The sequence below is a fragment of the Inquilinus sp. CA228 genome, from assembly GCF_052078665.1.
GTDB lineage: Bacteria > Pseudomonadota > Alphaproteobacteria > DSM-16000 > Inquilinaceae > Inquilinus.
Window position 1 is genome coordinate 16,026 of record NZ_JBQJIK010000005.1, and the last position, 14,981, is coordinate 31,006.

14 protein-coding genes are annotated in these 14,981 nt (G+C 70.2%); 9 read left to right on the top strand and 5 right to left on the bottom strand.

The genetic code is table 11. From position 1 onward, the window contains the following. The first annotated feature begins 53 nt into the window (after positions 1 to 53). The gene (locus ACTOWL_RS03335) at positions 54 to 950 is read left to right on the top strand and encodes a phytanoyl-CoA dioxygenase family protein (RefSeq protein ID WP_441319768.1); all 897 of its coding nucleotides are present in this window, start codon (positions 54 to 56) and stop codon (positions 948 to 950) included. Between the two features lie 42 nt (positions 951 to 992). Further along, complete coding sequence (locus tag ACTOWL_RS03340) at positions 993 to 2,276, top strand: hypothetical protein (RefSeq protein ID WP_441319769.1); 1,284 nt, start codon at positions 993 to 995, stop codon at positions 2,274 to 2,276. Here the strand turns inward: ACTOWL_RS03340 and ACTOWL_RS03345 are convergent. The 4 genes from ACTOWL_RS03345 to thrC all read right to left on the bottom strand — a co-directional run bounded on the left by ACTOWL_RS03345 (position 2,273) and on the right by thrC (position 6,089). Further along, positions 2,273 to 2,743, bottom strand: a complete 471-nt coding sequence (locus tag ACTOWL_RS03345; RefSeq protein WP_441319770.1) for a MarR family winged helix-turn-helix transcriptional regulator — start codon at positions 2,741 to 2,743, stop codon at positions 2,273 to 2,275. The genes ACTOWL_RS03340 and ACTOWL_RS03345 overlap by 4 nt on opposite strands. Positions 2,744 to 2,809: 66 nt before the next feature. After that, a complete protein-coding gene (locus tag ACTOWL_RS03350; protein ID WP_441319771.1) occupies positions 2,810 to 3,406 on the bottom strand; it encodes a GNAT family N-acetyltransferase in 597 nt (198 codons plus the stop codon). Between the two features lie 20 nt (positions 3,407 to 3,426). Further along, complete coding sequence (locus ACTOWL_RS03355; protein WP_441319772.1) at positions 3,427 to 4,683, bottom strand: M16 family metallopeptidase; 1,257 nt, start codon at positions 4,681 to 4,683, stop codon at positions 3,427 to 3,429. Beyond that, entirely contained in the window at positions 4,683 to 6,089 is a 1,407-nt protein-coding gene (thrC, locus tag ACTOWL_RS03360) for a threonine synthase (protein WP_441319773.1), read from the bottom strand. Before thrC ends, ACTOWL_RS03355 begins: the two co-directional genes overlap by 1 nt. Before the next feature lie 449 nt (positions 6,090 to 6,538). Between thrC and ACTOWL_RS03365 the strand changes: the two genes are divergently transcribed. From ACTOWL_RS03365 to ACTOWL_RS03385, 5 genes are all read left to right on the top strand, one after another. After that, entirely contained in the window at positions 6,539 to 8,158 is a 1,620-nt protein-coding gene (locus tag ACTOWL_RS03365) for an ABC transporter substrate-binding protein (protein WP_441319774.1), read from the top strand. 67 nt (positions 8,159 to 8,225) lie between these two features. Beyond that, positions 8,226 to 9,194, top strand: a complete 969-nt coding sequence (locus ACTOWL_RS03370; protein WP_441319775.1) for an ABC transporter permease — start codon at positions 8,226 to 8,228, stop codon at positions 9,192 to 9,194. A gap of 4 nt (positions 9,195 to 9,198) precedes the next feature. After that, complete coding sequence (locus ACTOWL_RS03375) at positions 9,199 to 10,101, top strand: ABC transporter permease (RefSeq protein ID WP_441319776.1); 903 nt, start codon at positions 9,199 to 9,201, stop codon at positions 10,099 to 10,101. Between the two features lie 5 nt (positions 10,102 to 10,106). Beyond that, positions 10,107 to 11,081 carry an ABC transporter ATP-binding protein gene (locus ACTOWL_RS03380; protein ID WP_441319777.1) on the top strand — a complete coding sequence of 325 codons (975 nt, stop codon included), beginning with the start codon at positions 10,107 to 10,109 and terminating at the stop codon, positions 11,079 to 11,081. After that, complete coding sequence (locus ACTOWL_RS03385; protein ID WP_441319778.1) at positions 11,078 to 12,088, top strand: ABC transporter ATP-binding protein; 1,011 nt, start codon at positions 11,078 to 11,080, stop codon at positions 12,086 to 12,088. The genes ACTOWL_RS03380 and ACTOWL_RS03385 overlap by 4 nt, the downstream gene beginning before the upstream one ends. A 250-nt stretch (positions 12,089 to 12,338) precedes the next feature. On the opposite strand, the gene ACTOWL_RS03390 is transcribed toward ACTOWL_RS03385, so the two are convergent. Further along, positions 12,339 to 12,989, bottom strand: a complete 651-nt coding sequence (locus ACTOWL_RS03390; protein ID WP_441319779.1) for a hypothetical protein — start codon at positions 12,987 to 12,989, stop codon at positions 12,339 to 12,341. A gap of 156 nt (positions 12,990 to 13,145) precedes the next feature. Between ACTOWL_RS03390 and ACTOWL_RS03395 the strand changes: the two genes are divergently transcribed. Both ACTOWL_RS03395 and hlyD read left to right on the top strand, forming a co-directional pair. After that, positions 13,146 to 13,772, top strand: coding sequence for a TetR/AcrR family transcriptional regulator (locus ACTOWL_RS03395; RefSeq protein WP_441319780.1), 627 nt, complete (start codon positions 13,146 to 13,148; stop codon positions 13,770 to 13,772). Then, on the top strand, positions 13,769 to 14,773 hold the full coding sequence (gene hlyD / locus ACTOWL_RS03400) for a secretion protein HlyD (RefSeq protein WP_441319781.1): 1,005 nt from the start codon (positions 13,769 to 13,771) through the stop codon (positions 14,771 to 14,773). The genes ACTOWL_RS03395 and hlyD overlap by 4 nt, the downstream gene beginning before the upstream one ends. Positions 14,774 to 14,981: the final 208 nt, after the last annotated feature.

Consider the following 14,981-nt stretch of genomic DNA (forward strand, 5'->3'; position numbering starts at 1 on the left):
CCGTCCCGGGCTGTCGTCGACGGCGTGACGGCGCTCGGCGCGAGGAGATTTCGATGGCAGCCCTTTCCGAACACGCGGCCAAGGCCGGGCTGATGACCCGGTTCCTGGTGCAGCGCCGGTTCCGGCGGGTCGCCTGGCGCGACTGGGTGGCCGACCGGATCGCCAGCCGGGTCGGGCGCGGCCCGGTCTCCGGCACGCCGGAGGCCCAGGGGGCCGCCACGGCCCTGACCGCCGAAGGCTTCGCCATGACGCCCTGGCTGATGACCCCCGACCGGGTCGCGGAGATGCGGCGCCACTTCGCCGGGCACCCGTCGTTCAACCCCTACAAGCCCGAGCACGGCAGCTTCCAGGCGCCGGAGCAGGCGCCGAAGGGCACCCATGTCGCGCATTTCCGGCCGGATGTGGTGGTGAACGCGCCGCATGCCCTGGCGATCGCCAACGACCCGGCGGTGCTGGAGGCGGTGCAGGCCGCCCTCGGCTGCAAGCCGACGATCAGCTACATGGCCGCCTGGTGGTCGATCGCCGGGGACGAGGAGGGGCAGCACGCCGAGCTGTTCCACCGCGACTATGACGACTGGCGCTTCATCAAGCTGTTCGTCTACCTCACCGACGTCGATGCCGGGGCCGGGCCGCACATCTATGTCCGCGGGTCGCACCGCGAGGACCGGCTGATGCCGATCCGGCGCTATTCCGACGCCGAGGTCGAAGGCGCCTTCGGGCGCGAGCGCTTCGTCCGGTTCGAAGGCCCCGCCGGCACCAGCTTCCTGGAGAACACCTTCGGCTTCCATCGCGGCCAGCCGGCGCGGACATCGGCGCGGCTGATCTTCCAGGTGGTCTACTGCCAGGGCCCGATCCTGTATGGCCCGCTGCGCCCGATCGTCGAGGCCGGCCGGGTGGCCCCGGGCCTGACGCTCGACCCGCACGTCAACCGCGTCTACCTGCGGGCCTGACCCGGATGATGATCCCAGGGTCGCCGTGAGCCGCCCCCGGCCATGGCGCTGGCGATGAACCTCGCCCGGGTCAGGGCGGTCGGCGGCCAGGCGGCGCTGTTCCTGCTCGCCTTCGCGCTCGGCAAGGGCTCCGCCTTCTTCGGGCCGCTGCTGCTGTCGCAGGTGATGAGCATCCAGGACTACGGCACGGCCGAGCTGGGGCTCAGCATCGGCGTGATCGGGGCGCAGATCCTCAGCCTCGGCATCCCGGGCGCGATCCCGCAGCTGGTGCTGATCCGCAAGGACGACCGGGTCCTCGACCTGCTGTTCTTCGTCGTCGCCACGATCGGCCTGATCGGCCTGGGCGGCGCCGCCGTCGCCTGGGCCACCTCTGGTCCGCTGCTGCCGGTCTTCGCCGGCGTCGCCATCGCCGGCGCCGGGGCGCAGGTCGCCGCCAGCGTCTACTACCGCGCCATGGGGCGCCGCTTCGGCATCCTGGTGGCCGACAACCTGGCGCTCTACGTCTTCCTGATCGCCGGCGCGCTGGTGTTCGTGGCGCTGTGGCGGGTGCCGCTGGCGCCGGTGGTCCTCGGCTGCGGCGCCGCGGCGCTCGGCTTCACCCTGTTCGCCCTGATCGGCCTGGCGCGCACCATCCGGCCGGGCTTTTTCGCCGCCTATGCCGACGCCCGGCGGATGGGCTTCTTCATGATGGTGAACTCGCTGGTCTATTTCGCCATCGTCAACAGCTCCCGCGTCCTGGTCGGCTTCTTCCTGTCGGTCGAGGCGGTGTCGGTCTATGCGGTCTGCTTTCGCATCTCGGCGGCGATCTTCCTGGTGCACCAGCTGATCGTGACCGCCTTCTTCAAGACGCTGTACGAGGCCTCGGTCGAATGGTTCGACCACTTCTACCTGGTGCTGCTGGCGCTGACCATGACCGGGGCCGCGCTGATCCTCGCCGGCTTCGAGCTGTTCGGCGCCGACCTGCTGCCGGGCTGGCGGGCGCATCTGCCCGAGATGTCGCGGCTGCTGCCCATCGTCTGCATGCAGACGATCTGGTGGGTGTCGCTGGCCCATGTCGAGCTGCGGATCAACCGCGCCCTGATCTCGAAGCAGGCGACGCTATGGCTGCTCGGCTGCGCCGGGGTGATGGTCGCGGTCCTGGCGCTGCTGAAGACGCTGGGTCTCCTGACCCTGTCGACGGCGGCGCTGGTCTTCGCCGCCACCCTGTTCACCGCGCTGCACATCCAGCTGACGCTGCTCAAGCGCAACGGCGTGGCGCTGCCGCGGATGCGGATCGGCCTGTTCGCGCCGCTGGTGTTCCTGATCCCGGCTTGGCTGCTGGCTTAAGGTTCACGCTTGGAGCCGCTGGCCCACAGCCGGCGCAGCTGGTCGACGAAGTCCTGGCTCTCCTGCAGCGTGCCGAAGAACTGGGCGTCGGCCTCGCGCACCCGCGGCATGGCGGCGTTCAGCACCTCGGCCCCCTTGGCGGTGACCCGCAGCTGCCGGGCCCGGCTGTCGGTCGGATGCGGCGCCCGCGCGATGAAGCCGCCGGCCTCCAGCGACCGCACCACCTGGCTGGTCATCATCGCGTCGGTCTTGCAGAAGGCGGCCAGCCGCGCCTGGGTGACGTCGTTCTCCTTGCGGCTCAGCCAGGCCAAGCCGGCGAGCAGCACGAACTGGACATGGGTCAGGCCGAGCGGCTCAAGCGTCGAGCGCTGCAGCCGCTGCCACTGGTTGGCGACCTGCCACAGCAGGAAGCCGGGGCTGTTCTCGGGGCGCAGGGTGCGCGAGAGGGTGTCCCAGTCCAATGCCACGTGCCGCGTTCCGCCATGATTTTGCCTGACCCTAGGCGCGCAGAGGAACGGCATCAAGCCGGATGGTCACGGCGCCGGATGAAACTCGGTGTCGACCAGCCCGAACAGCAAGTGATCCCGCCAATCCCCGTCGATCTTGAGATAGGCGCGGGCCTGGCCCTCATGGGTGAATCCGAGGCGTAGCAGCAGCTTCTGGCTGGCCTCGTTGTGCGGCAGGCAGGCCGCCTCGATTCGGTGCAGGCCGAGCTGGTTGAAGCCGAAGGCCACCGCCGCCGCGGTCGCGTCGGTCATCAGCCCCTGCCGGGCGAAGCGCTCGCCGATCCAGTAGCCGAGCGAGGCCGACTGGGCGACGCCGCGGCGGACGTTGGAGAAGCCGATGCCGCCGACCATCTGCTTGCTGTCGCGCTCGAAGATCAGGAAGCCGTAGCCTTCGTCCTGCCGCCATTCGTAGATCTGGCGCCGCAGCCGGCGCAGATAGGCGGCGCGGCTCAGCGCGTCCTCCGGCCAGGTCGGCTCCCACGGCGTCAGGAAGCTGCGGCTGTCGCCGCGCAGCGCCACCCAGGGGCGCCAGTCGCGCAGCCGCGGCGGCCGCAGATAGGTCCGCCGGCCGTCGATCCGGACCGGCGGAAGGGTGCCGAGCCCGGTTCGGAAAAAGCCGATCACCGCCGCCCCGCTCAACGCCGTCAGCCGATTCGGGCGCGGATCGCGTCGTAGCTCTCGAGCCGGCCGACCGGCCCGAGCGCCGCCAGGGTGGGGGCGGTGCGGAACACGCGCTCGGCGACCCGGCGCACCGCGGCGGCGTCGATCGCGTCGATCCGCGCCACCACCTCCTCCGCCGGCACCGGGCGGCCGAAGATCAGCATCTGCTGGCCCAGCTGCTCGGCCCGCGCCATGGTCGATTCCAGGCTCATCAGCAGCCCGGCCTTGATCTGGGCGCGGGCGCGGGCGACCTCGTCCTCGGCCGCGTCGCCGACCACCCGGCCGATCTCGCCGCACAGCACCGGCAGCAGCTCCTGCACCTCGGTCTCGCCGGTGCCGGCATAGATGCCGAACAGCCCGCCATCCTGGTAGGCGCTGGTGAAGGAGTAGATCGAGTAGACCAGGCCGCGCTTCTCGCGGATCTCCTGGAACAGCCGCGAGGACATGCCGCCGCCGAGCAGAGTCGACAGCACCGAGGCGGCGTAGAAGTCCGGATCGGTGTAGGACAGGCCGGGGAAGCCCAGCACCAGGTGCAACTGCTCGAGGTCGCGCTCCTCGCGGTGCTCGCCGCCCTGATAGGCGGCAGGGGCGGTGCGCGCCTCGGTCTTGGCCGGCAGGCCGGTGAGCAGCCGCTCGGCCTGCTCGGCCAGCCGGTCGTGGTCGATGTTGCCGGAGGCGACCAGCACCATGGTGTCGGCGCCGTAGTTGCGGCCGATATAGCCGGCGATCGCCTCGCGCGGCAGCGATCCGACGATCTCGGCCGTGCCCAGCACCGGCCAGCCGATCGGCTGGTCCGGGAAGGCGGCCTCCTGGAACTGGTCGAAGATGATGTCGTCCGGCGTGTCGATCGCCTGGCCGATCTCCTGCAGCACCACGGCGCGCTCGCGCCCCAGCTCGGCCTCGTCGAACACCGAGTTCTGCAGGATGTCGGCGAGGATATCGAGCGCCAGCGGCGCGTCCTCTTTCAGTATGCGTGCGTAGTAGGCCGTGTTCTCGCGGCTGGTGTAGGCGTTCAGGTGGCCGCCCACCGCCTCGATCTCCTGGGCGATGTCCTGAGCGTTGCGTTGGCGCGTGCCCTTGAACGCCATGTGCTCCAGCAGATGGGCGACGCCGTTGACCTCAGCGGTCTCGTGCCGGGTGCCGGCGCCGATCCACAGCCCGACGCAGGCGCTTTCGACGGTGGAGATCGGGTCGGTGACGACGCGCAGCCCGTTCGACAGGGTGCTCTCACGGGTCGGCATCAGGCCGGACCTCCGTTGGTGCGGGCCTGCCGGACGAAGGCTTCGACCGCGCCGATCTCGTTCGGCAGCACGGTCAGCCGCTCCTCACGCTCGAACAGGTCGGCCAGATGCGGCGGCAGCGGCGGGCGCCAGCCGGTGGCGCGCTCGACCGCGTCCGGGAACTTGGCGGGATGGGCGGTGGCGGCCACCACCATCGGGATGCCGGGGCCGGCCGGATGGGCGCGGGCCGCGGCCAGGCCGCAGGCGGTGTGCGGGTCGAGGGTCTGGCCGGTGGCGGCGCGGGTCTCGGCGATCACCTTCAGCGTGCCCTCGTCGTCCAGGCGGTGGCTGGCGAAGAGCTCGGTCGCGGCCTGGTGCATCGCCGGGGTCACGCTGAACCGGCCGGTGCCGCGGAACTCCGCCATCAGCGCGCTCAGCCGGTCGGCGTCGCGGTCGCACAGCTCGAACAGCAGCCGCTCGAAGTTGGACGAGATCTGGATGTCCATCGACGGGCTCAGCGTCGGCACCACCCCGTCCATCTTCATCTCGCCCGATTTGAAGAAGCGGTCGAGGATGTCGTTGCGGTTCGACCCGACCACCAGCTTCGCGATCGGCAGGCCCATCTTCCGGGCCGCATAGGCGGCGAAGACATTGCCGAAATTGCCGGTCGGCACGGCGAAGGCCACCGGCCGGTCGGGCGCGCCCAGCGCCAGGGCGGCCGCAGCGTAGTAGACGATCTGGGCCATGATCCGGGCCCAGTTGATCGAGTTCACCGCCGACAGCCGCACCTCGTCGCGGAACGGGGCGTCGGCGAACATCGCCTTCACCATGTCCTGGCAGTCGTCGAAGCTGCCCTTCAGCGCGACGTTGCGGACGTTGGACGAGTGCACCGTCGTCATCTGCCGGCGCTGCACCTCGGAGGTGCGGCCCTCGGGGTGCAGGATGACGATGTCGATGGCGGCGCGGTCGCGGCAGGCCTCGATCGCGGCGGAGCCGGTGTCGCCCGAGGTGGCGCCGACGATCGTCACCCGCTCGCCGCGCCTGGTCAGCACATGGTCGAACAGGCGGCCCAGCAGCTGCAGGGCGTAGTCCTTGAAGGCGATGGTCGGGCCGTGGAACAGCTCCATCAGCCACAGATCGTGGTCGAGCTGGACCAGCGGCGCCACCGCCGGATGACCGAAGCCGGCATAGGTCTCGGCCGTCAGCGCCGCCAGCTCCGGCCGGGTCAGCGAGCCTTCGACGAAGGGCAGCATCACCTCGGTCGCCAGCTCGGCATAGGGCAGGCCGCGCAGGCGCCGCCATTCCTCGGCCGAGCGGGTCGGCCAACTCTCGGGCAGGTACAGACCGCCGTCGCGGGCCAGGCCGGCCAGAAGCACGTCATCGAAACCGAGGGCAGGGGCGTGACCCCGGGTGCTGATATAGCGCACCGCAACATTCTCCAGGACAGAAGCGCCGTACCCTAGGGCGAAGGCGGAATCGGCGCAAGCCGGCCGGCTGCGGCCCTGTCCGGCGCGGCCGCATCGCAGACCGGCGCCGTTGGCACGGCAGTTGCTGGGCTTGCCCGGACGGAAGGGGATGGACGGGGAAATCGGGGATGGCGGGGCGGATCTGCCGTCGGGGACGGGCAGGGATTGCCTGAGATTTGGGCATCGATTCCCGATCCGGCTCGACCCGGAGCAAAAGTCGGGCAATCATCCGGATCGGGGAGGTATCCAGTCACGCCGACCGGCGTTCCAGACCGTGGCCGCGACCGGCCGCGCCTTCGAACCTTTTGGACCCAGCCGGGCCGGCATCGGCCGCCCGGCGTCCTGCAACCAAGAACAGCGAGGCAGCGATGGCGGATGTGAGACAGCGAGGCAGACACCGATCTTCAGGCTTGGGATCTTTGGCCCTGGCGGCCCCCGGGCCGCTGCGTTGGGCCGCGGCCGGGCTTCTGATCGGGGCGGCGGTCCTGGTGGCTTCGGCCTCGGCGCGGGCGGAAAACGTGTTCCGCTTCGCCTTCCAGGGCAACCTGAACACGCTCGACTCCTACCAGTTCAACGAGACCTTCACGACCGCGACGATGAGCAACGTCTATGAGGGGCTTACCCAGCGCGACCAGGAGATGAAGATCGTCCCGGCGCTGGCCACCGGCTGGGAGGTGACCGATGACGGGCTGAAATGGCGCATCCGCCTGCGCGAGGGCGTGAAGTTCGCCAATGGCGACCCGTTCACCGCCGACGACGTGCTGTATTCGCTCGACCGGCTGCGGTCCCCGGGCTCGGACATCAAGGGCCGCGTGCCCTCCGACATGAAGGCGGTGAAGGTCGACGACCACACGGTCGACTTCGTCCTGACCAAGCCCAACCCGCTGCTGAACGCGACCTGGGATTCCTGGCCGATCTTCGACAAGCAGTGGTCGGAGGCGAACAACGCCGCGGCGCCGTCCTCCACGGCCGACAAGAACCCCGGCTACGCCGTGCTGCACGCCAACGGCACCGGTCCCTTCATGGTCGAAAGCCATGAGATCGGGGTGAAGACGGTGTTCGTGCGCAACCCGAACTGGTGGGGCAAGCCCCAGGGCAATGTCGACCGGGTCGAGTTCACGCCGATCGCGTCCTCCGCCACCCGCGTCGCCGCCCTGCTGTCCGGCCAGGTCGACTGGGTCGATCCGGTGCCGGTGCAGGACCAGGACCGCGTCACCAACAACGCCGACACCGCGCTGCTGGCCGCGCCGGAGCTGCGCACCATCTTCCTCGGCCTGGACCAGGACCGCGACGAGCTGCTGTATTCCAGCGTCAAGGGCAAGAACCCGTTCAAGGACCAGAAGGTGCGGCTGGCCTTCTACCAGGCGATCAACGAGGACGCGATCGGCCAGCGCATCATGCGCGGCCAGGCGACGCCGACGGCGCTGATGATCTCGCCCGCTTTGTTCGCCCGCGCCGGCGAGTTCAAGCGCCATCCCTATGATCCGGAGGCGTCGAAGAAGCTGCTGGCCGAGGCCGGCTATCCGGACGGCTTCGAGGTCACGCTCGACTGCCCGAACGACCGCTACGTCAATGACGAGGCGATCTGCCAGGCGGTGGTGTCGATGCTGGCCCGGGTCGGGGTCAAGGTGACGCTGAACGCCCAGCCCCGTGCCAAGCACTTCACCCAGATCGGCGAGGCCGGCGGCCACAGCACCAGCTTCTACCTGCTGGGCTGGACCCCGGACGGCTATGATTCGCTCAGCGTCTTCAACAACCTGGTGCGCTGCCGGGCGCCGGGCGTCGCCGTCTCGAACAATGGCGGCTACTGCAACCCGAAGGTCGACGCCCTGGTCGACGCCTTCTCGGTCGAGGGCGACAAGGCCAAGCGCGACGAGCTGATCTTCCAGGCCTACGACATCCTGCTGAACCAGGATGTCGGCTACCTGCCGCTGCACCAGCAGGCGCTGTCCTGGGGCGTGTCGAAGAAGTTCACCGTGGTCCAGCGGCCGGACAACTGGCTGATCTTCGACTGGATCAAGACGAACTAGAGGTCCGAACCCGCCGGGCGGCGGCCTCGAGCCGCCGCCCCCTTACCTTCATCGGCAGCGGGGTGTGATGCTGGCCTTCATCCTGACGCGCATGGCGCAGGCGATCCTGGTGATGCTGGTGGTGGCGCTGCTGGCCTTCACCATGTTCCGCTTCGTCGGAGACCCGATCAACCAGATGGTCGGGCAGGAGACCACCGAGGCGGAGCGCGAGGCGCTGCGCGACAGCCTGGGGCTGAACGACCCGGTGGTGGTGCAGTTCATCCGCTATGCCGGCAACGTGGTGCGGTTCGACTTCGGCAACTCCTACCAGTTCAAGCAGCCGGTCTCGGGCCTGATCGGCGACCGCGCGCCGGCGACGCTGGAGCTGTCGCTGACCTCCGCCCTGCTGGCGCTGCTGATCGGCGTGCCGATGGGGGTGTTCACCGGCCTCTATCCCCGGCGCTGGATCTCGCGCCTGTTCCTCGGCGGCTCGCTGGTCGGGGTGTCGCTGCCGACCTTCCTGATCGGCATCCTGCTGATCTTCATCTTCTCGGTCGAGCTCGGCTGGCTGCCCTCCTTCGGCCGTGGCGACGTGGTGCGGCTGGGCTGGTGGAGCACCGGATTCCTCACCCTGTCCGGCCTGCGCTCGCTGATCCTGCCGGCGATCACGCTCGGCCTGTTCCAGATGACGCTGATCATGCGCCTGGTGCGCGGCGAGATGCTGGAGGTGATGCGCACCGACTTCATCCGCTTCGCCCGGGCCCGCGGCCTGCCCGACCGGGCGATCCATTTCGGCCATGCGCTGAAGAACACGCTGATCCCGGTCATCACCATCACCGGGCTGCAGCTCGGCTCGATCATCGCCTTCGCCATCATCACCGAGCAGGTGTTCCAGTGGCCGGGCATGGGCCTGCTGTTCATCCAGGCGGTGGCCAATGTCGACATCCCGATCATGGCCGCCTACCTGCTGCTCAGCGCCTTCATCTTCGTCACCATCAACCTGGTGGTCGACATCCTGTACGCCGCGGTCGACCCGCGCATCCGCGTCGGGACCTGAGCCGATGCGACGATTGCTCGACAGCGACCTCGCCTGGCGCTTCCGCCACTCGCCGATCGCCATCATCGCCCTCGTGGTCACGCTGCTGATGGCCGCGGGGGCGGTGCTGGCGCCGCTGATCGCGCCGCAGGACCCGTTCGACGCGGCCAGCCTCGACCTGATGAACTCGCTGATCCCGCCGGCCTTCGAGGCGCTGGGCGACCCGCAATTCCCGCTCGGCACCGACGACCAGGGCCGCGACCTGTTCTCGGCCATCCTCTACGGCACCCGGATCTCGCTGCTGGTCGGCGTCGCCGGGGTGGCGCTGGCCATGCTGATCGGCGTCACCCTCGGCTTGGTCGCCGGCTATCGCGGCGGCTGGGTCGGCGCCGTGATCATGCGCGTCGCCGATGTGCAGCTGACCTTCCCGGCGATCCTGATCGCGCTGCTGATCAACGGCATCGCCCTGGCGCTGGTCGGCAAGGGCGGCGGCACCGACCTGCAGATCGGGGTGATCGTCGTCGCCATCGGCCTGTCCTACTGGGTGCAGTACGCCCGCACCGTGCGCGGCTCCACCCTGGTCGAATCGCGCAAGGAATACGTCCAGGCCGCCCGGCTGATCGGCCTGTCGGACTGGACCATCATGTTCCGCCACGTGCTGCCGAACGTGATGGGGCCGGTGCTGGTGATCGCCACCATCAACCTGGCGCTGGCGATCATCACCGAGGCGACGCTGTCCTTCCTCGGCGTCGGCGTGCCGTCGACCTCGCCGTCGCTGGGCACGCTGATCAACATCGGCAACCGCTTCCTGTTCTCCGGCGAGTGGTGGATCACGATCTTCCCCGGCGCGGCGCTGGCGGTGCTGGCGCTGTCGGTCAACCTGCTGGGCGACTGGCTGCGCGACGCCCTCAACCCGAAGCTGCGGTGAGGGCCATGGCCGAGACGACGCTCAGCGTCCGCGACCTCAAGGTCCAGTTCCGCAGCCGCCGCGGCCTGCTGACCGCGATCGACGGCGTGTCCTTCGACATCGCCCCCGGCGAGGTGCTGGGCGTGGTCGGCGAATCCGGCGCCGGCAAGTCGATCACCGGCACCGCCGTGATCGGGCTGATCGACCCGCCCGGCCGCATCGCCGGCGGCGAGATCCGGCTCAAGGGCGAGCGCATCGACAACCTGCGGCCCGAGGCGATGCGGCGGATCCGCGGCCGGCGCATCGGCATGATCTTCCAGGACCCGCTGACCAGCCTGAACCCGCTCTACACCGTCGGCCGGCAGCTGACCGAGACCATCGCCACCCACCTGCCGCTCGGCCGCGACGGCGCCCGCCGCCGCGCCATCGCCCTGCTGGAGGAGGTCGGCATCCCGGCGGCGGCGGCGCGGATCGACGCCTATCCGCATGAATTCTCCGGCGGCATGCGCCAGCGCGTGGTCATCGCCCTGGCCCTGGCGGCGGAGCCGGAGCTGGTGATCGCCGACGAGCCGACCACGGCGCTCGACGTCTCGGTCCAGGCCCAGGTGATCGCGGTCTTGAAGCGGCTGTGCCGCGAGCGCGGCACGGCGGTGATGCTGATCACCCACGACATGGGCGTGATCGCCGAGACCGCCGACCGGGTGGCGGTGATGTATGCCGGCCGGATCGCCGAGATCGGGCCGGTGCGGACCGTGATCAAGCAGCCGCACCACCCCTACACCATGGGGCTGATGGGCTCGATCCCGACCGTCACGGGCGACGACGAGCGGCTGCAGCAGATCCCGGGCGCGATGCCGCGGCTGGATGCGATCCCGGCCGGCTGCGCCTTCAACCCGCGCTGCACCGCCGCCTTCGACCGCTGCCGGCGCGACCGGCCGGACCTGATCGCGGCTGGGCCGGGGGCGGCGGCCTGCTGGCTGGTGGAAGGGGGTCGCGCATGACGACGAAGGTCCTGGTCGAAGTGGTGGGCTTGAGCCGCCGCTTCGACCTGTCCCAGCCCTGGCTGGCGCGGCTGCTGGGCGGGGCGCCGCGGCTGACCCTGAAGGCGGTGCAGGATGTCAACTTCACCATCATCCGGGGCGAGACGCTGGCGCTGGTCGGCGAATCCGGCTCCGGCAAATCGACCATCGCCCGGCTGGCGGTGGGGCTGCTGCAGCCGAGCGACGGGGCGGTGCTGATCGACGGCATCGATCTGTCGGACCCGGCGAAGAAGGTGCAGCTGGCCAAGCTGCGCCGGCGGATCCAGATGATCTTCCAGGACCCCTATGCCAGCCTGAACCCGCGCTGGCGGGTCGACCGCATCGTGGCCGAGCCGATCCGCGCCTTCGGCCTGTCCTCGTCCCCGGCCGAGACGGCGGAGAAGGTGGCGGAGCTGCTGCGCCGGGTCGGGCTCGACCCGCGCGACGGGCGCAAGTTCCCGCATGAGTTCAGCGGCGGCCAGCGCCAGCGCATCTGCATCGCCCGGGCGCTGGCGTCGGAGCCGGAGTTCATCGTCTGCGACGAGCCGACCTCGGCGCTGGACGTCTCGGTCCAGGCCCAGATCCTGAACCTGATGAAGGATCTGCAGGACCAGTTCGGCCTGACCTACCTGTTCATCAGCCACAACCTGGCCGTGGTCCGGCACATGGCCAGCCGGATCGGCGTCGTCTATCTCGGCCGGATGGTCGAGCTGGCGCCGGCCCGGTCGCTGTTCCGGGCGCCGCGCCATCCCTACACGCGGATGCTGCTGGACGCCCTGCCGGACCTGGAGATGACCGGCCGGCCGCGGCGCATGGTGGAGGGCGAGATCCCGAGCCCGATCGCCCCGCCGCCGGGCTGCGCCTTCCATCCGCGCTGCCCGCTGGCCAACGACCGCTGCCGGCAGGAGGTGCCGCAGCCGCTCGCGGCGGGCGACGCCCTGGTCGCCTGCCATGCGGTCGAGGAGCGGCGGGACCGGGCGGCCGCCTAGGGCGGAAGGCTTGCAGCCCGGGCGCTGTCACACAGAGGCACGTATCTCTTCACACTCCCCCTCCCCTTGCGGGAGGGGGGCAGGGGGAGGGGTTTGGCGCAGCCAGAGCCGGCGATGGTTGCCCGGGGTTTAGCCGGCTTTGGGAACGGGCCATAGGCGCGCGGACCCGCTAAGGGGAGGGGGAGTGTGGAAGGCTGCGTTCGTTGGTGCTGAAAGTGGGCGGACGGGTGAGGCGCGACGCGCGGCGGACTCACCCCGTGTCCGGCGGCTTGGGCTTGCGGCCGTCGACGCCGGCCGGGCGTGGCCCGGGCGCATCCTCGGGCGGATCGTCCTCGCCGTCCTGCGGCGGTATGAAGCCGTAATGCTCCATGGCCTCGTCCGCCATCTCGAGCCAGCGCTCCACCTGCGGCGGGAAGCCCCAGCGCCGGCACAACGCCGCCACTGCGACCGGCGCCCGGCTGGCCTCGATCAGCTCGGCCACCTCCGGCCGTTCCAGCCGCTCGCCCACCTCGGTGGTGCGGCGTTCGACCTCCTCAGCGTCCTCGGACACCTCGTAGGCCGCCGCCATCATCGCCAGCTTCACCCGCAGCTTGTGCCAGTCCTCTTGGGCCGCCTCCCGCTTCGCCGCAGCCTTGCGCTGCTCGTCGCGCTGCCCGGCGAACTTCTCCTCCAAGAGCAGGGTCAGCCGCAGCGACTTGGTGATGACGGCGATCCGCTGGCCATAGTCGACACCGGGCTGCGGCGCCTCGACCGCCTCGGTGCGGGTCGCCTCGATGATCTCCATATGGACGTCCGCTACCCGGGCGAGCATGCGCAGATGCCGCGCCGTCCGCTCCTCCTGGGGAGTGGCCGGGGCCTCCGAAACCGAATCGGTCTGCGCCTTGTCCATAGAACGTAGCATGAACAAGATCGCAGATTAATACAACCAAACAATGTGTTTACTAACTCCGCCCTGATGCCGGCTCGGGCGGCGGGCTGGAACGCCACCCTCTTGACTCCGATCCTCCCTTCGTTAATAACTGACTGGTCAGTCATTAACGAAGGCGAGCGGACCGGCATGGCCCAGGCGGTGCGGAAACGGCGAAAAGAGGCACGGCCGGCGGAGCTGCTGGAGGCGGCCTTCGCCCTGTTCGTGGAGCGGGGCTTCGCCGCGACGCGGATCGACGACATCGCCGCCCGCGCCGGGGTCAGCAAGGGCACGGTCTATCTCTACTTCCCCAGCAAGCAGGCGGTGTTCGAGGCGCTGGTGCGCCAGTCGGTGCTGCCCAATGTCGAGCGGCTGATCGGCGAGACGGCGCAGCCGGGCACCCCGGTGCTGGAGATCCTGCCGCAGCTGCTGCGCGCCATCCTGGGCACCGTGGCCGGGTCCACGTTGCTGCAGTTCCCGCGCCTGATCATCGCCGAATCGCCGCAATTCCCGGAGCTGGCGCAGTTCTGGCGCGAGACCGTGATCGACCGGATGCTCGACACCGTCTCCGGCCTGATCGCGCGCGGCATCGCCGCCGGCGAGATCCGGCCGGTCGATCCGGCGGACGCCGCCCGGCTGATGATCGCGCCGCTGCTGATGGCGGTGATCTGGGGCACCACCTTCGTCCGCCAGGACGAGAACTTCGACCTCGGCACCTTCATCGACCGGCATCTCGATATCTATCTGCGCGGCCTGGCGGTGGAGAAACGGCCATGAATTCGCGCATCCGCATCGCCGTCGTCCTCCTGCTTGCGGCCGGGGTGGCCGCCGGCTGGTGGTTCGACCTGCCCGGCCGGCTGGGCTGGCGCGCGGCGGGGAACGGCGCGCTGACGCTCTACGGCAATGTCGACATCCGCCAGGCCGAGCTCGGCTTCCGCGTCTCCGGCCGGCTGGTCGAGATGAAGCTGGAGGAGGGCGAGGCGGTGACCGCCGGCACGGTGCTGGCGCGGCTCGACGACCGGCCGTTCCAGGACAGCATCGCCTCGGCCCGCGCCGATGTCGCGGCGCGCCAGGCCGATCTCGACAAGCTGGTGGCCGGGCCGCGCGCGGCGGAGATCGCCCAGGGCCGGGCCACGGTGGCCGAGCGCGAGGCCGATCTGGAGAACGCCAGGCTGGCCTTCGACCGCACCCAGGAGCTGCGCCAGAAGGGCAACGCGCCGCAATCGACGCTCGACCAGACCCAGGCCGCCCGCGACATGGCCCAGGCCCGGCTGGACTCGGACCGGCAGGCGCTGGAACTGCTGCTGGAGGGCAGCCGGGCCGAGGACATCGCCGCCGGCCGGGCCAACCTTGCCGCCGCCCAGGCCGACCTAGCCACCGCCGAGACCTCGCTGGCCGATGCGACGCTGACGGCCCCGGCCGACGGCATCATCCTGTCGCGGGTGGCCGAGCCGGGGGCGATCATGGCGCCAAGCAGCGTCGCCTATGTGCTGTCGCTGACCAGGCCGGTCTGGATCCGCGCCTATGTGGCTGAGCCGGATCTCGGCCGGGTCCATCCGGGGCTGATGGTCGAGGTGGTGACCGACACCAGGCCGGACCAGCCCTATCGTGCGCGCGTCGGCTTCGTCTCGCCGGTCGCCGAGTTCACGCCGAAGACGGTGCAGACGCCGGAGCTGCGCACCGACCTGGTCTACCGCCTGCGCATCATCGTCGACGCGCCCGACCCGGCGCTGCGCCAGGGCATGCCGGTGACCGTGCGCGTGCCGAGGGGTGGTTGAGATGACTGCTGCTCCGGACATGGCGGTCGAGCCGGGCGGAGGGGCCGGAGCCGCCCCCTCACCTGAAATCGCTGGCGCGATTTCGACCTCTCCCCAAGGAGAGGTGAAGGAAGCGCTGCTCCGAAATTCCCTCTCCTCGGGGAGAGGGAGGGGCCCGGCGGCGAAGCCGACGGGAGGGTGAGGGGGATCGGACCATGCCGTCGAACAA